At 70.7% G+C, this 23,071-nt stretch carries 22 protein-coding genes and 1 pseudogene; 6 read left to right on the plus strand and 17 right to left on the minus strand.

All coding sequences use genetic code 11. From position 1 onward, the window contains the following. Window positions 1-338: 338 nt before the first annotated feature. A complete protein-coding gene (locus ACWDBB_RS13480; protein WP_449789699.1) occupies window positions 339-737 on the plus strand; it encodes a hypothetical protein in 399 nt (132 codons plus the stop codon). A gap of 64 nt (window positions 738-801) precedes the next feature. Here ACWDBB_RS13480 and ACWDBB_RS13485 read toward each other — a convergent pair whose 3' ends face one another. The 14 genes from ACWDBB_RS13485 to ACWDBB_RS13550 form a co-directional block, all read right to left on the minus strand. Further along, window positions 802-1,041, minus strand: a complete 240-nt coding sequence (locus tag ACWDBB_RS13485; protein ID WP_449789700.1) for a hypothetical protein — start codon at window positions 1,039-1,041, stop codon at window positions 802-804. Next, complete coding sequence (locus ACWDBB_RS13490; RefSeq protein WP_449789701.1) at window positions 1,038-1,379, minus strand: hypothetical protein; 342 nt, start codon at window positions 1,377-1,379, stop codon at window positions 1,038-1,040. Before ACWDBB_RS13490 ends, ACWDBB_RS13485 begins: the two co-directional genes overlap by 4 nt. An 83-nt stretch (window positions 1,380-1,462) precedes the next feature. Next, window positions 1,463-2,047, minus strand: a complete 585-nt coding sequence (locus ACWDBB_RS13495) for a hypothetical protein (protein ID WP_449789702.1) — start codon at window positions 2,045-2,047, stop codon at window positions 1,463-1,465. A gap of 116 nt (window positions 2,048-2,163) precedes the next feature. Then, window positions 2,164-2,943: an ABC transporter permease gene (locus ACWDBB_RS13500; RefSeq protein WP_449789703.1), complete on the minus strand. Its 780-nt coding sequence runs from the start codon at window positions 2,941-2,943 to the stop codon at window positions 2,164-2,166. Further along, window positions 2,940-3,884, minus strand: a complete 945-nt coding sequence (locus tag ACWDBB_RS13505; protein WP_449789704.1) for an ATP-binding cassette domain-containing protein — start codon at window positions 3,882-3,884, stop codon at window positions 2,940-2,942. Before ACWDBB_RS13505 ends, ACWDBB_RS13500 begins: the two co-directional genes overlap by 4 nt. Then, complete coding sequence (locus ACWDBB_RS13510; protein WP_449789705.1) at window positions 3,884-4,723, minus strand: DUF4097 family beta strand repeat-containing protein; 840 nt, start codon at window positions 4,721-4,723, stop codon at window positions 3,884-3,886. Before ACWDBB_RS13510 ends, ACWDBB_RS13505 begins: the two co-directional genes overlap by 1 nt. 129 nt (window positions 4,724-4,852) lie before the next feature. Further along, window positions 4,853-5,425 (minus strand): toxin-antitoxin system HicB family antitoxin, encoded by a 573-nt coding sequence (locus ACWDBB_RS13515; protein ID WP_449789706.1) that lies wholly within the window; start codon window positions 5,423-5,425, stop codon window positions 4,853-4,855. 165 nt (window positions 5,426-5,590) lie between these two features. Then, window positions 5,591-6,610 (minus strand): adenosine deaminase, encoded by a 1,020-nt coding sequence (locus ACWDBB_RS13520; protein WP_449789742.1) that lies wholly within the window; start codon window positions 6,608-6,610, stop codon window positions 5,591-5,593. A 229-nt stretch (window positions 6,611-6,839) separates the two neighbouring features. Then, window positions 6,840-8,135 carry a DUF445 domain-containing protein gene (locus ACWDBB_RS13525; RefSeq protein ID WP_449789707.1) on the minus strand — a complete coding sequence of 432 codons (1,296 nt, stop codon included), beginning with the start codon at window positions 8,133-8,135 and terminating at the stop codon, window positions 6,840-6,842. Window positions 8,136-8,281: 146 nt separating this feature from the next. Continuing rightward, window positions 8,282-9,577, minus strand: a complete 1,296-nt coding sequence (locus ACWDBB_RS13530; protein WP_449789743.1) for a nucleotide sugar dehydrogenase — start codon at window positions 9,575-9,577, stop codon at window positions 8,282-8,284. Between the two features lie 2 nt (window positions 9,578-9,579). Next, window positions 9,580-10,818, minus strand: a complete 1,239-nt coding sequence (locus tag ACWDBB_RS13535) for a glycosyltransferase (protein ID WP_449789708.1) — start codon at window positions 10,816-10,818, stop codon at window positions 9,580-9,582. 249 nt (window positions 10,819-11,067) lie between these two features. After that, window positions 11,068-12,030, minus strand: coding sequence for an ABC transporter ATP-binding protein (locus ACWDBB_RS13540; protein ID WP_449789709.1), 963 nt, complete (start codon window positions 12,028-12,030; stop codon window positions 11,068-11,070). 25 nt (window positions 12,031-12,055) lie between these two features. After that, a complete protein-coding gene (locus ACWDBB_RS13545) occupies window positions 12,056-12,907 on the minus strand; it encodes an ABC transporter permease (protein ID WP_449789710.1) in 852 nt (283 codons plus the stop codon). Beyond that, window positions 12,900-13,697, minus strand: a complete 798-nt coding sequence (locus ACWDBB_RS13550; protein WP_449789711.1) for an ABC transporter permease — start codon at window positions 13,695-13,697, stop codon at window positions 12,900-12,902. The genes ACWDBB_RS13545 and ACWDBB_RS13550 overlap by 8 nt, the downstream gene beginning before the upstream one ends. A 224-nt stretch (window positions 13,698-13,921) precedes the next feature. Between ACWDBB_RS13550 and ACWDBB_RS13555 the strand changes: the two genes are divergently transcribed. After that, the gene (locus ACWDBB_RS13555; RefSeq protein ID WP_449789712.1) at window positions 13,922-16,255 is read left to right on the plus strand and encodes a transglycosylase domain-containing protein; all 2,334 of its coding nucleotides are present in this window, start codon (window positions 13,922-13,924) and stop codon (window positions 16,253-16,255) included. A gap of 36 nt (window positions 16,256-16,291) precedes the next feature. Here the strand turns inward: ACWDBB_RS13555 and ACWDBB_RS13560 are convergent, their stop codons facing one another. From ACWDBB_RS13560 to ACWDBB_RS13570, 3 genes and pseudogenes are all read right to left on the minus strand, one after another. After that, window positions 16,292-17,461, minus strand: coding sequence for a winged helix DNA-binding domain-containing protein (locus ACWDBB_RS13560; RefSeq protein ID WP_449789713.1), 1,170 nt, complete (start codon window positions 17,459-17,461; stop codon window positions 16,292-16,294). A 61-nt stretch (window positions 17,462-17,522) separates the two neighbouring features. Beyond that, on the minus strand, window positions 17,523-19,340 hold the full coding sequence (locus ACWDBB_RS13565) for a hypothetical protein (RefSeq protein WP_449789714.1): 1,818 nt from the start codon (window positions 19,338-19,340) through the stop codon (window positions 17,523-17,525). Between the two features lie 302 nt (window positions 19,341-19,642). Further along, a pseudogene (locus ACWDBB_RS13570) lies at window positions 19,643-19,820 on the minus strand (IS5/IS1182 family transposase); the annotation flags it as partial. A 166-nt stretch (window positions 19,821-19,986) separates the two neighbouring features. Here ACWDBB_RS13570 and ACWDBB_RS13575 point away from each other — a divergent pair. From ACWDBB_RS13575 to ACWDBB_RS13590, 4 genes are all read left to right on the plus strand, one after another. Beyond that, entirely contained in the window at window positions 19,987-21,072 is a 1,086-nt protein-coding gene (locus ACWDBB_RS13575; RefSeq protein ID WP_449789715.1) for a radical SAM protein, read from the plus strand. Further along, window positions 21,060-22,049, plus strand: a complete 990-nt coding sequence (locus ACWDBB_RS13580; RefSeq protein WP_449789716.1) for a radical SAM protein — start codon at window positions 21,060-21,062, stop codon at window positions 22,047-22,049. The genes ACWDBB_RS13575 and ACWDBB_RS13580 overlap by 13 nt, the downstream gene beginning before the upstream one ends. Before the next feature lie 161 nt (window positions 22,050-22,210). After that, window positions 22,211-22,750 (plus strand): iron-containing redox enzyme family protein, encoded by a 540-nt coding sequence (locus ACWDBB_RS13585; RefSeq protein ID WP_449789717.1) that lies wholly within the window; start codon window positions 22,211-22,213, stop codon window positions 22,748-22,750. A gap of 14 nt (window positions 22,751-22,764) precedes the next feature. Then, window positions 22,765-22,962, plus strand: coding sequence for an aroma-sacti cluster domain-containing protein (locus tag ACWDBB_RS13590; protein WP_449789718.1), 198 nt, complete (start codon window positions 22,765-22,767; stop codon window positions 22,960-22,962). Window positions 22,963-23,071 lie beyond the last annotated feature (109 nt).

The following is a 23,071-nucleotide window of genomic DNA, read 5'->3' on the forward strand; positions in this document are numbered from 1 at the left end:
CCGCGGGCTTCGCAAATCCGTGTGCGCCCGGGCCGGGGGGTACCCGTACGATCCCGTACGGAGCACACGAAATCACGGTTCCCGGTCGGTAGCCGCCGCTCGACGGCAGGCCAAGGAGCGACACCGGGGTAGGTGATTGCCCCATCTCTCCATCATGCCAATCATATTGGAGCAATATCGGAAAACGGCCTGATCTCATCGTCGGCGAACTTCCTGAGCGGAAGCCGGTTTTCCGCCATCGAGGGCCGGGGTAGTGCCGAAGCGTTCGCACCCCGACCGTTTCGCTGCTCAGGAGGGGGCGAATCCGTGACGCTTTTCTTTCTCGGAAGGACACCCTCATGCACAGGACCCTTCGGAACGCCCTCGCGACCGTCATCGTGACGGGCGCGCTCACCGCCGCTGCCGCTCCGGCCGCCCTGGCCGCCGAGCAGGCGCCGTCGACGGCCGGGGTGCGGGCGGAGCTCCGCAACCCGAAGACGGTCAAGGTCGCGGACTACAACCAGGCCCGCAACACCCTGATCAACGCGGGCAGCAAGACCGCCGCCAAGTCCCACCCGGCCCACGGCACCAAGGACGTCCCGGTCTCCCACGGCACCAGCCTGTTGGCCGAGGCCCGCGACGAGTTCCGCACCGCCGACCGGAACCTGCCGGCCAACCAGAAGAAGTCCGACATGTCGATCCCGCACTACAACGCCGTCCACAGCGCGGCCAGGACCATGGGCATCGACACCTGGTGACGCCTTCCCCACCAGGACGCACGGCCCGGCTCTCCTCCGCTTTCCGGAGGAGAGCCGGACGGCTTCAGTTTTCCGGAGGCCGGGGCTCTTCCCGCGACTCGCTCAGACTGCCGTCCGGGAGGACGTCGAAGACCGTGAGCGCGATACCCCTGTCGATCGTTATCCGGTCCGGACCTGACCAGTTGACGCTGCTGTCGTACCTCGAGGAGTCCAGTTCCCAGTGGCGGGCCGACCAGCCGGAACCGGACACCAGCTCACTCCGGTAGACCGGATCGAAGCCGCCCAGGTCCGTGATGACGATCACCCGGTCCGGGCGGCCCGGGGCCGCCTCCCGACGCGGCGGGTCCATGGGGGAAACAGGTTCGCCAGGAAGGCGAACGGCACGCAGAAGACCAGCGCCCCCAGGCCGAGGCCGCAGACGAGCTGCCCCGTCCCGGTGCCGAACCCCAGCTCGACGACGAGCGAGGCCACGAGCAGCACGAGCACCGACCCGATCAGCAGGACCGGGTGGTCGAACCACTCCGCGACCACCACCAACCCGCCCGAACGGGACTCGCGCCAGCCCGCCACGCACGCCAGCAACGCCGGCAGCGCCACCGCTCTGAGTCCCCACGCGATCTGCCTGCGGCGCACCGTTGTCATCTCTCGCCCCCGACGGCTTCTTTGCCGATCTTTGGCGCGGACGCTACTACAGGGACTCTTGGGGCAGTTGGGACCGGCAGGACCTACCGGGGCCTCGGCGTCACCGAGGGGCCGCCCAACGCGCCGTCCTCGCCCACGGTGAAGACCTCGATCTCCTTCTCCAAGGTCACCGTGATCCGGCCCGGACCGGACCACTCGGCCCTGACGAAGCCGGCGCCCTCGTCCCAGGTGCCGAGGCCCCAGTGGCGGGCCGACCAGCCGCTACCGGTCAGCAGCTCCACCCGGTAGACCGGATCGATCGAGAAGGCGATGTCGGTGACTCTCAGCACGTGGTCGGAGCGGCTCGGGTCGGGCTTGCGGACGACCAGTCGGCCGTCGCCACCGAAGATGTACGCCACGGCTCCGACCCCCGCCCCGATGACGAGGAGCGGCGACAGGACAGCCGCACAGCCGATCTGCGCCCACCTGCTGCGGAACTCGAACTGGACCACCACCGAGGCCACGGCCAGCGTGATCGCCGCCCCGAGCAGCAGCACCGGGTGGTTCAGCCAGCGCTCGACCTCGACCAACCCGCCCTGGCGGGAGGAGAAGTAGCCCGGCAGGTAGACGAGGACGGACGCCAGCGCGATGCCCCTGAGCCACCAGACGACCTGCCTGCGGCGCGCCACCGTCATTTGCTCCCCCCGGAGTTGTCCTTTGCCGGGACTTTACACGGAACTGCCGGTCGGCCCGGATGACGGGTGCTCCGTCGTCCGGGCCGCCCGGCCCACCGGCCGCACCCCCGTCACCGCCGGTAGAAGACGCTCCTCGACCAGAAGTAGCCGACCAGCGTCAGCACCGTGCACCAGGCCAGGGCGCTCCAGGCGCTGGTGCCGATCCCGGTGCCCATCAGCAACCCGCGCAGGGTCTCGATCATGGGGGTGAAGGGCTGGTACTCGGCGAACCAGCGCATCGCCGTCGGCATGGAGTCGGTCGGCACGATGGCGCTGCCGATGAAGGGCAGGAACTGCAGCGGCATCGGCATGTTGCTGGCGCTCTCGACCGTCTTGGCCACCAGGCCGATGCCGGCGGATATCCAGGTCAGGGCGATGGTGAGGAAGAGCAGCAGGCCCATCGCGGCCAGCCACTCCACCGGCCCGGCGTTCGGCCGGAAGCCCATCGCGAGGGCCGCGCCGATCACCAGCACCAGCCCGATCATGGTCTGGATGACACTGCCGACCACGTGCCCCGCCAGGAAGGCGGAGCGCGATATGGCCATCGTGCGGAAGCGGTTGACGATGCCCTCGGTCATGTCGGTGCAGATGCCGATCGCGGTGACCAGCGACCCGGACGTGGCCGCCATCAGCACGATGCCGGGCGTCACGTAGTCGATGTAGTGGCCGCCGCCGATGCCGGCGCCCAGCGTGCTGCCGTAGGCGTAGTTGAAGAGCAGCAGCATCATGACCGGCGTCACCACGACCGCGAAGGTCAGGGACGGGTACCGCAGCGCGTGCTTGAGGTTGCGGCGCAGCATGGTCAGCGAGTCGCTGACCGCGTGGCCGGCCGTGCTCGTGGCCATGCTCATCGCACGCCCTCCCCGGTCAGTTGGAGGAACGCGTCGTCCAGGTCGGCCGTCTCCACGACCAGCGACTCGGCCTGCACGGACGCGTTGTCGAGCGCGTCCAGCACGGCCTTCACCGTGAGGACGGAGTTGTCCCCCGGGATCTCCAGCCGCAACGCCTCGATGTCGGCCGTGGCGTAGTCGAACAGTGCGGCGGCGGTGGCCAGCGAGCCGGCGTCCGCGAACCGGAGCCGGATCCGCCCGCCGGGGGCGACCCGCTTCAGCTCCTCGGCCGTGCCCTCGGCGACGATCCGGCCGCCGTCCAGGACGGCTATCCGGTCGGCGAGTTGGTCGGCCTCCTCCAGGTACTGGGTGGTGAGGAAGATCGTCACCCCGTGGTCGGCGACCAGGCCCCGGATGATCTCCCGCATGGTGCGCCGGCTGCGCGGGTCCAGCCCGGTGGTCGGCTCGTCCAGGAAGATCACCTTCGGGTCGCCGACCAGGGTCATCGCGAGGTCGAGCTTGCGCCGCATGCCGCCGGAGAAGGTGGTGACGGCCTTGCGGGAGGCCTCGGTGAGATCGAAGCGCCGCAGCAGCTCCTCCGCCCGCCTCCGCCCCTCCCGACGGCGGAGGTGGTTGAGGTCGGCCATCAGCATCAGGTTCTCCTCGGCGGTGAGCAGGTTGTCCACCGCCGAGAACTGGCCCGTCACCCCGATCACCCTGCGCACCGCGTCGGCCTCGCGTTCCACGTCGTGCCCGGCCACCCGGGCCGAGCCGCCGTCGGAGGGGATCAGGGTGGAGAGGATCTGCACGGTGGTGGTCTTGCCGGCGCCGTTGGGCCCGAGCAGGGCGAACACGCTGCCCGCCGGGATCTCCAGGTCGACGCCCTTCAGGACCGCCTTGTCCCCGTAGGACTTGGTGAGCGCCGTCGCCGAGATCGCCGGGGTCGTGGCGTGGGCCGCCATCACGCCCGCCGGACGACGACGTTGCCGACCTGGGTGCGGCCGCGGACCTCGACCGTCTCCACGGCGTCGCCCGGGCCCTGGGTGGGGCCGAGGTCGTTGCGGACGCCGCCGACCTTGCTGTGCACGTCGAGCCAGGCCGCGGTGCCTTCCGCGATGCCGACCTCGACGTCCCCCACGCTGGTCTGGAGGGTGACCTGGCCGCGGACCACCCGGCCGACCCGGATGTGGCCGTGCGCCGACTTGGCGTCCACGTTGCCCTCGGCGGCGCCGATGTGGATCCGGCCGTTGGAGGCGTTGGCCCTCAGCTCGCCGCGCACCTCGTCGATCTCGGTGTCGCCGTTGCTGTTCTTGACCGTCAGCCGGCCCCCGACGGAGCCGATCTCGATCCGGCCGGCGCCCGTCACCTCGGCGTCCCAGGCCGTCCCGCCGAGCCGGATGTCGCCGAAGCCGCTGTCGAGCCGCACGCTGTCGGCCTGCTCGACCTGGATCCGGCCGAGCGAGGTCTTCAGCCGGCAGGCGCCGAGCGGGCCCTCGGTGACGAACTCGGCCATCGGGGACTCACTGTGGACCTCGGACCCGATCGGCAGCTCGACCAGGACCTCGATCGCGCCCTTCTTGCTGGTGAAGACGGAGCGCTGCTTGGGGGCCTTGATGCCCAGACGGCCGCCGGAGAAGTCGACCTGGGTCTGCTCGGCGGCCTTGACGTCCGCCTCCTTGGCCGGGTTGGCCGGCCGGACCTCGACCACGGCGTCGGTCCGCTTGCTCGCCTTGATCCAGACCGAGCCGATGTCGAACTCGAGGATGGCGGAAATCGGTCCGTCGATCTCGTACGTAGGCATGGCTGTCCCGTCCTCTTGACTCGTGTAGGTGTTCCCGCTGGTCGGAGCGGGAGTGACGTCGAAGGTGCAGAAGGTGGTGCGGGAGGTGGTGCGAGAGGTCGTGCGGATGTTCGGGTTACTGCGGAGGCCTCAGTGGACCCAGCCGGTGAAGCCCTGGCCGCCGACGCTGCGCGCGACCCGGCTGCCCGGATCGGCCACCGGCCTGCGGACGGGCTCGCCGCCCTCCAGCGCACCGGCCAGGGCCCGGACCAGCCAGGCGTTGAGCGAGAGGCCGGCCTCCGCGGCGGCCTCCTCCGCCCGGGTCTTGAGGTGCGCGGGCAGACGGAAGTTGATCCGGGCCGTACCCGACTCGTCCGACTCCGGCACCACCGAAGGTGCCACCGGCGCCACGGATGGCACCACCGGCGCCGACTGCGGCGCCATCGGCGGCGCCGTGTCGCCGTGGAAGGCGTCCGAGCCGGGCGGCGCCGTCACCACGAACTCGGGATCGACGCCGCGCAGGCGCACATCCACCGAGCCGGGGGCGAGATCCCGGGTGACCTCACCCATGGCGGCCGAGAGCGCGTTGAGCAGGGTGAGCCGCACGGCCGACTCCAGCGGGAGGGTCAGCCGCTCGGCCAGCGCGCGGGCTTCGTCCCCGCCGGTGGCGGCGGCCACCGCGAGCTCGTTCCGGAGGTTTTCCACGTACGGCGTGAGGTCCATGGCCGTAAGCATGGCACAGCCGTGGCGCCATGTCGAGCCATTTGTGGCACCATTATGGCGCCATCGCCGGAACGGAGTCGGCGCCGACCGGCGCCGACAACGGAACCGCCCCGCCGACCGGAGGTCGACGGGGCGGTTCACCAGGGGAAACGCGGGCGCGAGGGGCTACGACCGCTGCCAGCCCGCCAGGTAGGCGTCGATCTCCCCGGCCAGCCGGGTCTTGCCAGTCCGGTCCAGGAAGGAGGCCTCGACCGCGTTGCGGGCCAGCCCGGCCACCCCGGCCTCGTCCAGGCCCAGCAGCCGCGCCGCCACCGCGTACTCGGTGTTGAGGTCGGTGCCGAACATCGGCGGGTCGTCGCTGTTGACCGTCACCAGCAGCCCGGCGTCGACCATCCGCTTGATCGGGTGGTCCTCGATCCGCTCCACCGCCCGGGTGGCGATGTTGGAGGTCGGGCAGACCTCCAGCGGGATGCGGTGCTCGCCCAGGTAGTCGACCAGGGCCGGGTCCTTCACCGCCTGGGTGCCGTGTCCGATGCGCTCGGCGCCGAGCACCCGGATCGCGTCCCAGACCGTCTCCGGCCCGGTGGTCTCGCCCGCGTGCGGGACGCTGCGCAGGCCCGCCGCCCGGGCCCGGTCGAAGTACGGCTTGAACTGGGGGCGCGGCACGCCGATCTCCGGGCCGCCCAGGCCGAAGCTGACCAGGCCCTCGGGGGCCAGCTCGGTGGCCAGCCGGGCGGTCACCTCGGCCGACTCCAGCCCCGCCTCGCCCGGGATGTCGAAGCACCAGCGCAGCACCACGCCGAGCTCCTTCTCGGCCCGCAGCCGGGCGTCCTCGATCGCCTCCATGAAGGCGGCCTCGGGGATGCCCCGGCGGACCGAGGAGTACGGGGTTATGGTCAGCTCGGCGTACCGGATGTTCTGCCGGGCCATGTCCTCGGCCACGCCGTAGGTGAGCGAGCGGACGTCCTCGGCGTCCCGGACCAGGTCCACGACGCTCAGGTAGACCTCGATGAAGTGCGCGAAGTCGGTGAAGGTGAAGTACTCGGCGAGCGCCGCCGGGTCGGTCGGCACCTTGGAGTTCCCGGCGTGCCGGGCGGCGAGCTCCGCGACGACGCGCGGCGAGGCCGAGCCGACGTGGTGGACGTGCAGTTCCGCCTTGGGCATCCCGGCGATGAACGCCTCGATGCTCCGGTCCGCGGGCTCGGTCCGGCTGTCGCCGTCACGAGTGTCACTGGGGCCGATCCGACTTCCGTCCGGCTGGACCACGGTGGTTCCCTTCTTCCTGCTCCGTGCCTCTACGCGCGTATCGCGTAATTTCGGCCCAGGATAGGCCCGAGTCGGCGCCGCCGTTCCCGGGATCGGCCTCGAGCACCGCCGTTCCCGGGATCGGCCCCGAGCACCGCCGTCCCCGGGATCAGCCCCCGAGCGCGACCGCCACGGTGTGGATCAGCAGCCCGGCCAGGGCGCCGACCACGGTGCCGTTGATCCGGATGAACTGGAGGTCGCGGCCGACGTTGGCCTCGATCTTGCGGGAGGCGTCGTCGGCGTCCCAGCTCGCCACCGTCTCGGAGATCAGCGAGGTGATCTCGGTGCGGTAGGTGTCGACCAGGTACTGGGCGGCGTCCTGGAGCCAGCCGTCCACCTTGGCCTGCAGCTTGGGGTCGGTGGCCAGGCGCTCGCCGAAGCCGCGCACGCCGTCGCGGATGCGCCGGCGCAGTTCGCTGTCCTCGTCCTCGGCCGCGCCCATCACCAGGGTGCGCACGGCCGCCCAGGTGGAGTTGATCAGGTCCTGCACCTCGGGGCGGGCCAGCAGCTCGCCCTTGGCCCGCTCGACCCTGGCGATGGTCTCCGGGTCGGTCTGCAGCTCGGTCGCGAAGTCGGCGAGGAAGTTGTCGATCGCGCCGCGCGCCGGGTGGTCCGGGTCGTCCCGGATCTCGGTGACGAAGCGCAGCAGCTCCTTGTAGACCCGCTCGCCGACCTGGTGGTCGATGAACCGGGGCGTCCAGCCCGGGGTCTTCTGGGTGACCTTCCGGACCACGTCCTCGTGGTTGGCGGTCAGCCAGCCGTGCGCCCGGACGGCGACCAGGTCCACCACCCCGTGGTGCCCGCCGTCGGCGACCACCTTGCCGAGCATCCGGCCCATCGGCTCGGCCACCGAGGTGGCCGCGGCCCGCCTGGTCACCGCCTCGGCGACCACCGCCCGCACGTCGTCGTCGCGGAGCACCGCGAGCAGGCCGCGCAGCGCCGCCGAGGCCTCCTTGGTGACCCGCTCGGCGCTGCCCGGCGCGGCCAGCCACTCCCCCAGCCGGCGGCCGATGCCGAGCGCCGCCAGGCGGACGCGGACCACGTGGCCGGAGAGGAAGTTCTCGCCGACGAACTCGCCGAGCGAGCGGCCGAAGGCGTCCTTCTTGGTCGGGATGATCGCAGTGTGCGGGATCGGCAGGCCGAAGGGGCGGCGGAACAGCGCGGTCACCGCGAACCAGTCGGCCAGCGCGCCGACCATGCCCGCCTCGGCGGCGGCCGCCACGTACCCCGCCCAGGCCCCGGCACCGGCCGCCCTGGCCCAGGTTGACAGGGCGAAGACCAGGGTCGCGAAGGCCAGCAGGCCGGTCGCGATGGTCTTCATCCGGCGGACGCCGCGTCTCTTCTGCTCGTCGGCCGCGGTGAACCGGACCCCGTGGCCGGTCCCGCTGAAGGCATCGTCACTCACCCCGCCAGTCTGCCCGGTGCCCGGTGCGGACGGGGGCCCGCCTCGCGATCACGCGCCCCCGCCAGGCGTCACGCGCCGAACGGACGCGGCGAGAACGGGCCCGAGACCGGTCCCGGGACGGATACGGGACCGACACCGACCCGCTTTCACCCCCCGCCCAGCACCATCCGCCGCACCTCCGCGCCCGCCCAGCGCTTCGGGTCCGTGCACCGCCGCCCGTCCAGCAGCACCCGCACCCCCGGCAGGTCCACCGGCGACAGGTCCCGGTACTCCGGGTGGTCCGCCTGCAGCACCGCCGCCACCACCGGCTCCCCGCCGTACGGCGGCAGCCCGAGCGCCGCCAACTCCTCGGCCTCGTACAGCGGGTCACTGACGTACGGCCGCCCGCCGGCCGACCGCACCGCCTCGACCAGCGGGAACACCCCGGAGTGCGCCGTCTCCTTGACCCCGCCCCGGTAGGAGGCCCCGAGCACCAGCACGCCCTGCCCGGCGATCCCGCCCGGCACCGCCCCCGCCAGCACGCCCACCGCGTACCCCGGCACCGCCAGGTTGGCCTCGCGCGCCGCCCGGACCACCGTCGCGCCCGGGTCGTTCCACAGGTACAGCCGCGGGTACACCGGGAGGCAGTGCCCGCCGACCGCGATGCCCGGCCGGTGCAGGTGGCTGTGCGGCTGCGAGTTGCAGGCGTCGGCGATCTCCGCGAAGTCCACCCCGACCTCGTCCGCGTACCGGGCGAACTGGTTGGCCAGCGCGATGTTGACGTCCCGGTACGTGGCCTCGGCGAGCTTGCTGAACTCGGCAGCCTCCACCGAGGCCAGCTCCCAGACACCGTTGGGCCGGGGCAGGTCAGGGCGCGGGTCGAAGTCCAGCACCGCCCGGTAGAACTCGGCGCCGCGCCGGGTCGAGGCGGCGTCCAGGCCGCCGACCAGCTTGGGGTGACGCCGCAGGCCGGCGAGGACCCGTCCGGTGCGGACCCGCTCCGGGCTGAACACCAGCGCGAAGTCCGTCCCGGCGGCGAGGCCCGAGCCGGACGACAGCCGGGGCGCCCAGCGCTCCCTGGTGGTGCCGACCGGCAGGGTGGTCTCGTAGCTGACCAGGGTGCCCCGGCGCAGCCCGGCCGCGACGGCGTCGGTGGCCGCGTCGAGCGCGGTGAAGTCCGGACTGCCGTCGGCGGCGGTGACCAGCGGGACGACCAGCACCACGGCCCCGGCCCCGGCCACCGCGCCCGTGGTGTCGGTGGTGGCACGCAGCAGGCCCTCGGCGACGACCCGCTTGAGCGCCTGCTCCAGGCCCGCCTCCCGGGGGGACGGCGGCACGCCCAGGTTGACGCTCTCCACCACACCCGGCGCGATGTCCGCACCGGTGACCCGGTGGCCCTTCAGCGCGAACTGCACCGCCAGGGGCAGGCCCAGCCTGCCCAGCCCGACCACGCAGACGTCCAGGCTCATTCCCGTCCTCCGTTCACCGAGTCGGCCAGCCGGCGCCATGCCGGGTGGCGCCGCAGCCCGCGGCGCAGTTGCTCCGGGACGAGTCCGCGCCACAGCTGCCGCGCCAGGTCGAGCCGCGGCGCGGCCTGCGCCACGGCCGCGCCCGAGTCCTCCTCCGGCAGCAGGAACAGCGCGTCCGGCAGCCCGAGCCGGGCGTCCCGGAAGGCCGGGTAGCCCGCGAACCGCCGCCGCCCGTCCACCACCACGGGTGGATCGCCGTGCGCCGCCTCGTAGCGGATCTGGTGGCGCAGGGCCTCCGGCCTCACCGCGCAGGCGAGCTCGAGCCGCACCCGCTCGGCGACCGGCAGCCGGCGGTACACCTCGCGGGCGCCGAAGCGCTCGATCAGCCGGGCGACCTCGACGCACACCCGCTCCTGCATGTCGTCGGCCAGCAGCAGGAAGCCGTCCTGCAGCAGGCGCGGCACGTCCCGGCCGAAGCCGCGCACCCGGATGGCGTCCAACTCCTCGCCCGGCCTGGCCAGTTCGGCGGCCACCTGCTGGAGCGCGGTGATCCCGCGCAGCCGGTCCAGCACCCCGGCCCGCTCGGTGAGGTCGCCCCGGTCCTCGCGCGGCACCGGGAAGTAGCAGTCGTAGGAGGCGAGGACGGACACCCTGGCCGCCCGCAGGCAGGCCTCCAGGGTGAACGGCTGGTCCGAGAGGACCTTCAGCCGTTCGTCGCGGCGCAGCCGGTGGCGCCGGAGGAGGTCGAGCCGGAAGAGCTTGGTGTCGGCCAGCGCCCAGGCCAGCGCCGAGTCGGTGAAGTCCACCGACTCGGCGTCGGCGGGGAAGGTCCCCTGAGGCACCGGCCGCCCGTTCACCCCGGCCTGTTGGGGCACCACCACGTCCGAGCCCCAGGCGTCGGCGGCCGTGACCAGCCGCTCCAGCGCCTCCTCGCCGAGCCGGTCGTCCGCGCGGAGGAACAGCACGTAGCGGCCGCGGGCCAGCTGCATGCCGCGGTTGGCCGGGCCCGCCGGGCCGCCCGAGTCGGCCTGGTGCACCACCGTGAACAGCCCGGGGTGGCGGGCGGCGTACTCGTCGAGCAGTTCCCCGCCGCCGTCCGTGGAACCGTCGTCCACGGCCACCACCTCCAGCCGCCCCGGTGCCAGGGACTGCCCGACCAGCGAGTCCAGGCAGGCGGTGAGGTGCGGCATGGTGTTGCGGACCGCGACCACCACGGTCACGTCGGGTAGGGCCATCGGGCGGGGAGCCTCCGGTTCCGGCATCGGCGGGTGACATCCGGTCAACTCGCGTCAGCGGCCGGGGGTCACGGTGATCACCCACATCGGTGAAGGAGAGCCGAACACACCGCCGAACAACGAACGGTCGTACGGCATCCGGCCGCCGTACGACCGCCCCTCCAGCCGTGCGCGCCCGCCCCTCCAGCCGTGCGCGCCCGCCCCTCCCGGCGTCCGCGCCCGCCCCTTCGGGCTCCGCGCCCGTCCCCGTCAGCCGATCGCGACCTCCGCGTACATCCGGGCGATCACGTCCTCGATGGCCGGCTCGCGCACGGACAGGTCCACCAGCGGGTAGCGCGCGGCGACCGCCGCCACGATCGGCGCGGCGCTCTCCTCGGCCGGGAAGGCCAGCCACTGGCGCGGCCCCTCGACCCTGGTGACCCTGGCCCCGGGCACCTCGACCGGGTGGGCGAGTTCCTGCGCGAGGTCCACCACCAGCGTCCGCTCGCTGCGGCCGGCGGCGTGCAGGCCCTCCAGCCCGCCGTCGTACACCACCCGGCCGTGGTCGATCACCATCACCCGGCCGCAGAGCTGCTCGATGTCGGTCAGGTCGTGGGTGGTGAGCAGCACGGTGGTGCCCCGGTCCCGGTTGACCTCGCGCAGGAACTCGCGCACCCGGCCCTTGCTGATCACGTCCAGGCCGATGGTCGGCTCGTCCAGGTAGAGCACCTGGGGGTCGTGCAGCAGCGCCGCCGCGAGGTCGCCGCGCATCCGCTGGCCGAGCGAGAGCTGGCGCACCGGGGTGTCCAGCAGGCCGCCGAGGTCGAGCAGTTCGACGCAGCGCTCGAGGTTCTCGCGGTACCGGGCGTCGGGGACGCGGTAGATCCGGCGGGCGAGTTCGAAGGAGTCCCGCAGCGGCAGGTCCCACCAGAGGGTGGTGCGCTGTCCGAAGACGACGCCGATCCGGCGGGCCAGCGCGACGCGTTCGCGGGCCGGGTCGACCCCGGCCACCCGCAGCCGCCCGGAGCTGGGGACGAGGATGCCGGTGAGCATCTTGATGGTGGTGGACTTGCCGGCCCCGTTGGGCCCGATGTAGCCGACGCACTCGCCGGCCTCGACGGTGAAGCTGAGCCCGTCCACCGCGTGGACCTCGCGTTTGGCCCGGCTGAACCGGCCGGTGCGGGTGCGCACGGTGAAGCTGCGGCGGACGTCCTGGAGTTCGATCAGTGCCATGGTGGGCTCCTTCTGGTCAGGGGGTTCAGCTGCCGGTGCCGCGGTAGGCGCGCAGCCCGGCCCGCCAGGCGAGCCCGGCGGCGAGGACGCAGACCGCGGCGGCGACCGGGGAGGCGAACTGGAAGGCGGTGGGCAGGCCGAGCGGGTCGGGCCGGCCGAGGATGCGCAGCGCGGGCAGCCAGTTGACGAAGGCCAGCGGGACGCCGAAGACGACCCCGGCGACCAGTTCCTTGGCGAAGACCGTCGGCGGGTAGTGCAGCAGCGTCGCGCCGCCGTAGGTGAAGGAGTTCTGGATCTCCTTGGATTCGCCCCACCAGAACTGGACGGTGGCGCCGCCGATGTAGATCGCGCCGAAGATGACGGTGCCGCAGACCAGCAGGACGGGCACCAGCAGCACCCGGTCCCAGGTCCAGTGCACGTCCAGCGCGGCCAGCGACCAGACCAGCACCGCCACGGCCTGCAGCGGGCGGCCGAGCCGGCGCAGCGAGAAGCGTTCCGCGCACAGCTGGGAGAGCGCGGGCGCGGGACGGATCAGCATGGTGTCCAGCGAGCCGCTGACGATCCGCGCGCCGAGCGACTCGGCCGAGCCGACCAGCAGGTTGGCGACGCCGAGCGAGAAGGCGGCGGTGGCGTACAGGAAGGCGATCTCCGGCAGGCTCCAGCCGCCGAGCCGGTCGGTGTGCAGGAACATGACCACCAGCACCACGAAGTCGAGGGCGTGGATGACCGCGCTCGCCGCCAGGTTCAGGGCGAAGGAGGCCCGGTAGGCCATCATCGAGCGCATCCACATCCGGGCGCAGAGCCACCAGGAGCGCAGCGCCCAGGCGGTGCGGGCCGGGCAGGGCTCCCGGCGGAGCCTCACCAGCTGCTCAGCCACCCTGCACCACCACCCTGCGGGTGGCGAGCCGCTGGGCGCCCCGCCCGGCGGCGAGCAGCACCGCCGCCCAGCCGAGCTGGAAGCCGAGCGCCCCGAGCACGGCGGTGCCCCGCGTCCGCTCGAGGAAGACGTCGGTGGGCACGTTCACCAGCGCGGACCAGGGCAGCACCCGGCCGAGCGCGCCCAGCCAGCCGGGGAACAGGGCGATCGGCAGCAGCATCCCGGAGAAGAACATCGAGACCACCAGCATCGCCGAGCGCACCCCTTCCGAGTCGTGCAGCCAGAAGCCGGTGATCGAGACCAGGAAGCGCAGCCCGAAGCTGACGACCACCGCCAGCAGCCCGGAGAGCAGGAAGAACGCCCAGGTCAGCGGGTGTTCGGGCAGTCGGATGCGGAACACCAGGGCGCCGATCAGCATCGGCACGGTGCCGCGCACCAGCGCCTGGAAGCCGGCCCGTCCGAGGTCGGAGGCCAGCCACCATCCCTGGAAGTCGACCGGGCGGTAGAGGTCGACGGCGATGTCGCCGCTGCGGAAGCGGTCCTGGAGGTCGTCCTGGAAGCCGCCGCCCCAGACCGCGACGGTGACCAGCAGGCTCTGGCTGACCCAGATGTACGTGACGGCCTGGCTCTGGTCGTAGCCGCCGAGGCCGGGGCGGGCCTGCCAGAGGGCGAGGAAGGTGTAGGCCAGGATGATGCCGAAGACGGTGTTGGTGAAGGTGCCGGCCACGGTGGCGGCCCGGTAGGTGGAGTAGCGGCGGAAGGCGCCGCGGGCAACGGCGGCGTAGAGCATATTGTCTCCTTGTCGACAAATACGAGCAGAGAGAGGCGCCCCTCGACATCCGCGCACGCCCCAACGGCCCCGACCGGCCGTACCCGGGGGGTGCCGGGCGGGCGGGCGGAGCTGCGAAAGCGGGTGCGCTATGTGGTTTTCACCTTTCACCGTACCTCCGGACGACCCCACCCGCACCCGGTTTTTCCGGCCTGATCGCGCGTCAAATAGCAGATAATCTCGGCATGACCTTGAGCACCCGCCGCCAGGCCAAACGGGCCGCCCGCCGCGAGGCCCGCCGCGCCCTCCCGCTCTGGCGCCGGTTCCTGCCCACCTGGCGGGTCACCCTCGGCACCCTCACCACGCTGTTCCTGCTCGCCGTCGGCGGCTTCGCCGTGCTCTACGTCATCGTCCCGGTGCCCGATCCCAACGCCCACGCCGTCGCCCAGAACAACATCTACCTCTACGCCGACGGCACCACCGAGATCGCCCGCACCGGCGCCGTCAACCGCACCGACGTCACCATCGACCAGATCCCGCTCCCCACCCAGCAGGCCGTCGTCTCCGCCGAGGACCGCACCTTCTACCAGAACCGCGGCATCGACCTGAAGGGCATGCTCCGGGCCGGCTGGAACACCCTGCTCGGCAAGGGCATGCAGGGCGGCTCCACCATCACCCAGCAGTACGTCAAGAACTACTACCTCACCCAGGACCAGACCATCGAGCGCAAGGGCCGCGAACTGCTCATCGCCCTCAAGGTCGACCAGCAGCGCAACAAGCGAGAGATCCTCGCCGGCTACCTCAACAGCAGCTACTTCGGCCGCGGCGCCTACGGCATCCAGAGCGCCGCCCACGCCTACTACGGCGTCGACGTCTCCCGGCTCACCCTCCCCCAGGGCGCCTACCTCGCCTCACTGCTCCAGGCCCCCAGCCTCTACGACGTCAAGACCGCCACCCCCGCCAACCGCGAGAAGGCCGTCGCCCGCTGGAACTACACCCTCGACGGCATGGTCCAACTCGGTTTCCTCACCCCCGCCGACCGCGCCGCCACCACCTTCCCCGACCCGATCGACCCCCAGCCCGCCACCGGCCTCGCCGGCCAGGCCGGCTACCTGGTCGGCGTCGCCGACGACTACCTCGTCTCCTCCGGCACCCTCGACGCCGCCACCCTCAAGGCCGGCGGCTGGCGCATCACCACCACCTTCGACAAGCCCCGCCAGGACGCCTTCACCAAGGCCGTCCAGGACGAACTCACCGGCGAACTCGACCCCCAGGCCCGCCCCACCACCGACACCGACGTCCGGGTCGCCGGCGCCTCCGTCGAACCCGCCACCGGCCGGGTCGTCGCCGTCTACGGCGGCCCCGACTACGCCAAGCAGCCCTACAACGACGCGCTGCGCCAGGACAACCAGATCGGCTCCACCTTCAAACCGATCGACCTCGCCGCCGGCCTCGTCGCCCAACACACCGTCGACGGCCGCCCGATCACCACCGAATCCCGCTACGACGGCACCAGCGAACGCCCCGTCACCGGCGGCCCCACCCCCTACGCCCCGCCCAACGAGGACGACATCTCCTACGGCAACATCACCCTGCGCTACGCCATGGTGAAGTCCGTCAACTCCGTGTACGCCCAGGAGGGCGTCGACGCCGGACTCGCCCGCGTCCGCGAGACCGCCGTCAGACTCGGCATCCCCGACAGCGTCCGCGGCATGGACCCGGCCAACACCTCGATGACCCTCGGCACCGCCACCCCCAGCGCCCTCGACCTGGCCGGCGCCTACGCCACCTTCGCCAACCACGGCCAGGCCCACACCCCCTGGTCCGTCCTCAAACTCGAACGCGTCAAAGCCGGCGGCGCCGTCGACGTCCCCAAGATGCCCGAACACAACCCCACCGACGCCCTCGACCGGGAGATCGCCGACTCCGTCACCGACGTGCTGCGCGACGTCATCAGCCCCCGCGGCACCGGCGCCGCCGCCCTCGACCTGAACCGCCCCGCCGCCGGCAAGACCGGCACCACCGACTCCAACCTCTCCGCCTGGTTCGCCGGCTACACCCCCGAACTCGCCACCACCGTCGGCCTGTTCAGGGAGAACCCGAAGACCCACGCCAAGGAACCGCTGGCCGGCACCGCAGGACTCACCCGGATCAACGGCGGGGCCTTCCCCACCCGGATCTGGACCGCCTACACGGCCGCCGCCCTCGACGGCACCCCCACCCAGGACTTCGACCTCAGAACCGGACAGGCCCCCACCACCCCCTGGCCCGACCTCACCCCCGGCACCGGCCCCAGCGCCACCACCACCCCGACCACCCCGCCGCCCGGCGCCGCACCCACCAGCACCGGCCAGACCCCCGGCACTCCCCCGGACCACACGCCCAGCGCCCCCGCCACCACCGACCGACCCGCCCCGGGGCCGAACACCCCCAGCCCCCAGGCCCCCCAGCCCACGACGGGCCCGGACCAGCCCAGCCCCGCCCCCAAACCCAGCCAGGTCCAGCCGACCCGCCCCACCGGCCTGCCCAGCGCCACCGGCGGCCCCGCCAGCCGCCCGGCGGCGCCGGCCACGCCCTGAGCCGGCTCCGAGCCGCCCGGCGCCACACCACCCGCGCTAAGCCACCAGCTCGCGCTCCAACGGGGTGCGGAACCGCGGCGTCACCCGCACCTCACCCAACCAGCCCGCCAACCGCTCCGCCTCCGCCGCGACCGCCCGCTCCGCCTGCGCCCCGACGTCCCGGAACAGCCGCCACACCAGACCGCCGTCGGCGCGTTGCGCCCAGCCGCCCACCACCTCGCCGCACCACCACACCGTCGGCCCGGAGTTGCCCGCCCGGTCGAACAGCGCCGGCACGTCCTCCGGCCGCAGGTACCAGTCCCGCCCGCGCCAGCCCATCACCGCAGGGTCCAACGACGGCAGCAGCGCCGCCCACGGCTCCGGCTCCGCCACCGGCGCCTCGTCCCCCGGCAGCACCAGGGCGGGCGCCCCGTCGGCCAGCGCCACCTCCACCGCCCCGAGGTCCGCCAGCGCCCTACGGACGTCCCCCAGCGTCCAGCCCGTCCACCACTTCACGTCCTCCACTGTCCCCGGCCCGTACGCCGCCAGCCAGCGCCGCACCACCTCGGCCTTCGCCTCCCGCACCGGCACGTCCGGCCACTGCGGCACCGGCGCCCACGGGTAACTGCTGCTCAGCCACGACCCGCGCGGACGGCAGCGGCGCACGTGCCCGTCCGAGGCCAGCAGCCGCAGCAGCCGACTGCCCACGCTCTGCCTCGCCTCGTACGGCTTGCCCGCCGACATCAGAATCGTCTCGCGCAACTGCGGTACGTCCTCGGAGAGTTCCTTGGTCGTCGCCTCACCGCGCGCGGCCAGCGCCGCCAGCACCTCGCGCTCCGTCCGCGCCAACCGGGCCTCGTCCCAGCCCTCGGCGTGGTCCCGCAGGTGCTTCAGCAGCCCCGCCCGCTCCTTCGCCGCGATCGCCCGCGCCGCCGCCGAACTCACGTACGGGGCGAAGCCCTCCGTCACCGCGAAGATCGTCCGCCGCATCGACAGCAGCTTCACCAGCGAGACGTCCTCGTACAGCGCCCGGTCCACCTCCGCCGCCGCGGGCTCCGCCAACCGCGCGCAGGCCGACAGGTACACCGTGGCCGCGTCCGTCGCGTGCAGCCCGACCACCCCGTCGGCCACGTCCTCCACCCGCGCCGCCCGCACCGACGGCGCCAGCAACTGCCGCCGCCCCAGCCTGGCCCGACGCTCCCGAACCCCGATCACCGGCACACTCATGCCGGGACCCTAGCGCGCACCACCGACAGGCCCGGCCGGCCGAGGCGCGGGCCCACCCGCGTCAGGGACTCGGGGACACCGGACAGCTGAAGCCGATGTTGTCGGCCCAGTAACTGCCGCCGAAGATGTCGACCTTGGTACCTGCGGCCCCCGGGCCCGGATGTGGGTTGGTGGCGTTCGCGCAGTACGCGGCCTGGGCATCCGCGAGCGTCGGGTACGGGCCCAACTCGGCGGTGTACTGCACCGGGACGTCCTGACCGCCGGCATCGGCGCACAGGCCACCGTCCGCGAAGTCGCACGTGCGCTTGCCCTGGACGTCGTCCAGCGACCCCACCAGGACGTTCCCGCCGGAGACGTTGGTGAGCAGGAAGACGTAGTAGGCACCGGCCGAGGGAGAGGGCGATGCGGAGGGCGTCGCCTCGGTGGGCGTCTCGGACGGCGTCCCCGTCGGAGTCTCGGTGGGCGTCTCGGACGGGGTCCCCGTCGGAGTCTCGGACGGGGTCTCGGTGGGCGTCACGGACGGGGTCTGTTCCGGCTGCGGCACCGGACAACCCTGCACGTCCTGCCCCGGCCGCAGCCCGTCGCCCCCTGGCGCCCCCGGGCGAGCACCGCCCCGGGAGGCCGGAACCGAGTTGACGAAGTCCACCAGCTCACGCGTCCGGTCACCGACCTGCTTGGCCGAATCCGACCCGCAGTGAAGATAGTTGGAGAGGTAGTGGAGGTTGAACCGCGACGCCGTGGAGCCGTCGTACACGGTCTGCGGGGCCACGGCCTTGGTCGTGAAGTCCACGCTGGAGATGCCCATCAACAACCAGTCCCACTCGAACATCACATAGCGCGTCGGATTGGCGTTCAGCTCCTGCCCACTGCCGAACGGCGGGGCGATGTACAGCGCCCCGACGGGCTTCCCGGCGCCGATCCGCGGCAGCACGTTGCGCAGGTAGAGGCCGCCCTCGCTGTGCGAGATCAGCACCACGCGCAGCCCCTTGCCCAGGTCGTCCTGCACGTTCTTCAGCAGGTTCACGTTGACCCCGTCCAACGCGAAGTCCGGATCCGCCAGCTTCCGGGTGATCGTCCCGCTGACGTCCGCCATGACCGCCTCCGGCAGGACGACCGCCCCGGCCGCGCTGAGCCCGCAGATGGCCTTCGCGAGGTCCCGGTTCTCCTGGATCGGGTTGTCCGCAGTGGCGCGCTGCGCCTCCTGGCAGGCGCTGTACGTGTACATCGCGATGCTGGCGCTGGAGGCGTTGAACTGGAGGTTGACGCGGACCGGATAGCCCAGCTGCCCGCTCAGCGTGGCGGACAGCAGGTTCGCGTTCACCGTCGAGGAGTCGAAGTTGTTCAGCACCCCGTTGACGAAGTAGAAGGACAGCCCGGCGCCCGGCGACGCCTGCCGGAACGCGGCCGGCCGCCCCGGTCCCCCCGCGGGGGCCGCGCCGAGCGTCGGCGTCGGCACCCCCGAGGTCCCACCCACCGACACCACGCGCCCGTTCAGCGCCGCGGCGTTGGCCATGAAGGTCTGCTGCCCCTCCGGCGTACTCAGCTGGCGCGACTCCCACAGCAGGACCTCCCTGCTGATCGTGTCGTGGTCGACCCCTTGGGCGGAGGCGGCGCCCACGGCCGCCGCCAACCCCTCCCACGCCCGCTGAGCGTCCTCCGCACCGAGCGGCTTCTCGAACGCCGCGAGACTCTGTCGCACCTCCGCGGCCCCGGAGGCGGAGGCCCCCGCGGAGGCGGAGGCCCCGGCAGGGGCGGACGGCGTCGGGCCGCTCTTCGGCGGCGAGGAGCAGCCGGCCGACAGGGCGGCGACCGTACCGAGCACCACCGCGGCACGAACGCGGGCACGCACGACCGAACCGCTCTCTCTGGTCGGTGTCATGGCTTCCCTCGCGCGATCACCGTGGGCGCCCCACGGGCGGATGGCCGCATCCGGCCGCTCCCACCCTCCGCCGCGGCGCCGGAAGGCACAACGGGAACTGAACCGACCAGGTGACACGCCCACCCGCGAGCGGCCGCGCGAGGACCGCAACGGGGGCGGGGGTGATGGCGTCGGCGCGGAAGAACAGGCCGTGCCGGTCCCCCATGGCCACGAGAAGGCGGTCAGGCCGGTGACGTGCACCCGCACGCCCTCCACGACGCCGACGGGTTCGCCGGACACGCTGATCTCCGGATATCTCGGACCAGTTCCAGGCCGATCATGCGGCCGTAGGCCTGGAGCGCGAGAGCGTTCGTGGTCTCGGAAATGCCCCGCTTCGCCCATTCTTTGAGTCTTCGGCGGATGGTGCGGTCCGAGCATCCCGGGCTGGAGGGGCACCCGTAGCCCGAGCCGGTGGACCAGCGCGAGTACCACGTGCTCGAACCTGCTTGACAATCCTCCCTGAAGAGACCGCGTGTACGACACACCGGCGATGGTTCGTCTCCATCTCATCACGGAGGGCTATGGTGATGGCGCTCGCCGTCACGGCACTGGTGGCTCGCTGCCGCCGTCCTGATATCAAACAGCTTCCTGCAATGGTTGGTGCACTATGCATCTGGCAGACATCCTTGCTCGTCGGACCGTCCCAGGATCTGCGATCTCCCTAGGCATCACCCGCCGGTGCCCTTTGAGTTGTGCTCATTGCGCCACCAGTTCGACTCTCGCGAGCGATGAGAGCGCGGCTGAAAGATTGCTCGCGTTTGTGCACACAATGACCGAGCAAAGCCGCCCAGATTTCCTGCTCATGTCGGGTGGCGAAGCATTGCTTCGTCCACAGCTGGTTCGCCAAATTGCCGACCATGCGCGGGGCATCGGGGCCAAGTCACAAGTCTTGTCTGGGCTCTTCTTCGCGAACAGCCCTCGGATTCCAAGGTCCGTAAAGGCCGCAATCGACGCGGTAGACCATTTCTCGGCAAGCTTTGATGCCTATCATGAGCGAGAAATCCCCCGCGCCGCGGCATTCAGAGTCCTACGACAGCTGCTCGATGAAGGCAAAGACGTAAGCATGCAGCTGGTCGGGCTGGGACCGGATGATCAGTACCTTGCGGACCTGGTGAGCGAAGTAAGAAGTACATTCGAGGACCGGATTCCAATGTTTGTCGCGCCGGTGGTCTCCCACGGACGGGCCCGGAGTTGGGTCGAGAACACTCCAGAACCGCACTTCCCTGGTCAGGCACTCCCCTGCACTGTGGCCGGCTGGCCCGTAGTCGGATTCGATGGCCGAGTCACCACATGCGGTAATCAAGATGTGATGGACGGCAAGGTGCCCATGCCTGATCATCTTCTGCTGGGAGACATCGCCATTGACGACTGGGCAGTTATCAAGGAGCGCTGCTTGGCCTCCTCGACGCTCCGCGTCCTACGAGCGCTAGGTCCACTGTATCTTTCTCAACGTGCCGGCGCTCGGAGCTGCTCGGGTTACTGCGAGACCTGTTGGGCACTTTCTGAGAAGTCGGAACTACCGGCAATGCTCGATGGTGACGCACAGAAGAACCAGGCAATCGAATCTTTGACCGGCCAGATTCTGGCCGATGCGGGACCAGTGGCTTTTGCGCGACAGTGGGGGATTGCTAAATATGCCGACCTGATCATGCTCGGTCTTCCGAACCAGCGGAATGTGCAATGGGACGCCTAAGTCATGCTGAAGTGAACAGGATTCGACGGACTCCTGAGGCATCAATTCTCCTGTTCATTACCGACAGATGCCCAGTAGGCTGCGCGCACTGCTCCGTGGATTCCCGCCCGGACAGTCCTCGCATCAGCAACTTCGAATTGTTTGCCGAGATTATTGATCAACTATGCAGTCAGCCGAATCTTGATTTGGTTGGCATCTCCGGGGGAGAGCCGTTTGTCGAGCGCCGAGCACTGTCGCTCGCTGTTGATCGGCTGGTCAGTGCTGGCAAACGCATTGCCATTTATACCAGCGGCTTCTGGGCGGGCCAGGAAACTCCACCGCCCTGGATTGACAAGGTATTGGCACGGATTGACTGCGTTTATCTCAGCACCGATGCTTATCACGAGGCTGGAACATCTTCGGATCAATTTTCCAGCGCCGCCAGAGCCTTGGCACGTCATGGGATCCCGATTGTCGTGCAGGTTATCGATGAAAACGGGATGGTTGACCGGGCTCGACAACTCCTGGTGGCAGCATTCGGGAGTGACTGGAGTTGCCACGCAGAAATCATTCCGACCTTCCCTCTGCCTTATGGGCGCGGGGCCGGAATCTATTCCTGGAAACATCGCTTCCCGGCCAACAGCTTCGGCGTATGCAACCTGGCCACTTCCCCGGTCGTGCGCTACGACGGTCTGGTCACCGCATGCTGCAATGAAACCGTGATCATGGGGGGTGGTCCGCCAGATCTGCGCAGAGAATGCCTTAGCGGGGCTGAAACGTCGAAAGCCATTTCTGAATTTCGAACCGATCCGTTCTTCCAGGGCGCCTCGACCATTGGAATTGGCGAAATGGCCGCCAACCGTCCAGAGTTTCAGGTCCTGGCAAACAAGGAATTCAGTAGCATCTGTGGCGCCTGCTGGAGCATGCTGAGGCGGCGGCGAGAAACGGCGGAATGCCGACCACTTCCCGTTGTAGAGACTGGAGGATCGACCCAATAATGACAGGTAGTCCTTCGTCGCTTCTCTGCGCAAAGATTGAAATCGCCCTTCCGGGCCTTCTGGCCGTCTCTAGGCGTCTTTGGGAATCAACCTCTTTGGTTGGCCTGTACCCCGAGTACCTATGCATGCTGCATGCCACTATCCGCTCGACAGTGCCGTTGATGCAGCATGCCCTGCACGTGGCCTTGCAGCTCTCGGATGGCGACCCCGTTGCGCGCGGTGTTGCCGAGTATTTGGAGCGTCACATTCGGGAAGAACAAGGGCACGATGAGTGGGTGCGAGAAGATCTGGCTGCCATCGGTTTCGACCCGGATGAACCGCTGCGCCGGCTACCTTCGGATGCCGTCGCCACGCTGGTGGGTGCTCAATACTACTGGGTGAGCCATTACCACCCGGTTTGTTTGCTCGGACATATTGCGGTCCTTGAAGGCTACCCGCCTCCTCGCGGATTCTCCGCCTATCTCTCCGAGAGGACCGGATATCCATTGTCTGGTTTCCGAACCCTTGAGCGACATTCAGCCCTGGACGTTCGCCATCGTGACGAACTCATGAAGACTCTCGATGATCTGCCTATCACTTCCCGTTTGCACGCGGCTCTTGGACTCAGCGCGTTGCATACAGTCAAGAGTGGGATTCATGTCATCGAGGAAGTGCTGGCGGCAACGGGCCGCTCAGCACAGCGTCATCAACCCACCAAGTAGGATAGGAGGTTACTGTGGCGAACAAGCAGCAAGCGGCTGAGCATCTGAAGGCGGCTGGCCTGAAATTCGACTGCGCCACGCAGGAGCAGCTGGATGCCATCAATTCGCTCTCCCCGATCGAGGTCGACGTCCTGATCGGACTGAAGACGCGGCTGAACGCAATCTCACCTGAAAATGCCGCGTGTGGCAACTCGGGCGGCTTCGTCTGGTAGTTCGGCAATTAGGCGGTAGGTCGCAGCTGAGCTTGGGCGGCCTACCGCCGTTGAAATCCTCGCAGCCTGATCAACGCCGAACCCCGTCGAGCCCTCCCCGATCCGCTGT

It is taken from the genome of Kitasatospora sp. NPDC001095, from assembly GCF_053598615.1.

Excerpts from the sequence above, each read along its gene's own strand:
- ACWDBB_RS13535 (WP_449789708.1), bottom strand. The coding sequence starts at position 10,818 with ATGGCCCTACCCGACGTGACCGTGGTGGTCGCGGTCCGCAACACCATG.
- ACWDBB_RS13540 (WP_449789709.1), bottom strand. The coding sequence starts at position 12,030 with ATGGCACTGATCGAACTCCAGGACGTCCGCCGCAGCTTCACCGTGCGC.
- ACWDBB_RS13575 (WP_449789715.1), top strand. The coding sequence starts at position 19,987 with ATGCATCTGGCAGACATCCTTGCTCGTCGGACCGTCCCAGGATCTGCG.
- ACWDBB_RS13490 (WP_449789701.1), bottom strand. The coding sequence starts at position 1,379 with ATGACAACGGTGCGCCGCAGGCAGATCGCGTGGGGACTCAGAGCGGTG.
- ACWDBB_RS13515 (WP_449789706.1), bottom strand. The coding sequence starts at position 5,425 with ATGGACCTCACGCCGTACGTGGAAAACCTCCGGAACGAGCTCGCGGTG.
- ACWDBB_RS13550 (WP_449789711.1), bottom strand. The coding sequence starts at position 13,697 with ATGCTCTACGCCGCCGTTGCCCGCGGCGCCTTCCGCCGCTACTCCACC.
- ACWDBB_RS13500 (WP_449789703.1), bottom strand. The coding sequence starts at position 2,943 with ATGAGCATGGCCACGAGCACGGCCGGCCACGCGGTCAGCGACTCGCTG.
- ACWDBB_RS13510 (WP_449789705.1), bottom strand. The coding sequence starts at position 4,723 with ATGCCTACGTACGAGATCGACGGACCGATTTCCGCCATCCTCGAGTTC.
- ACWDBB_RS13555 (WP_449789712.1), top strand. The coding sequence starts at position 13,922 with ATGACCTTGAGCACCCGCCGCCAGGCCAAACGGGCCGCCCGCCGCGAG.
- ACWDBB_RS13480 (WP_449789699.1), top strand. The coding sequence starts at position 339 with ATGCACAGGACCCTTCGGAACGCCCTCGCGACCGTCATCGTGACGGGC.
- ACWDBB_RS13585 (WP_449789717.1), top strand. The coding sequence starts at position 22,211 with ATGCAGCATGCCCTGCACGTGGCCTTGCAGCTCTCGGATGGCGACCCC.
- ACWDBB_RS13580 (WP_449789716.1), top strand. The coding sequence starts at position 21,060 with ATGGGACGCCTAAGTCATGCTGAAGTGAACAGGATTCGACGGACTCCT.
- ACWDBB_RS13560 (WP_449789713.1), bottom strand. The coding sequence starts at position 17,461 with ATGAGTGTGCCGGTGATCGGGGTTCGGGAGCGTCGGGCCAGGCTGGGG.
- ACWDBB_RS13565 (WP_449789714.1), bottom strand. The coding sequence starts at position 19,340 with ATGACACCGACCAGAGAGAGCGGTTCGGTCGTGCGTGCCCGCGTTCGT.
- ACWDBB_RS13505 (WP_449789704.1), bottom strand. The coding sequence starts at position 3,884 with ATGGCGGCCCACGCCACGACCCCGGCGATCTCGGCGACGGCGCTCACC.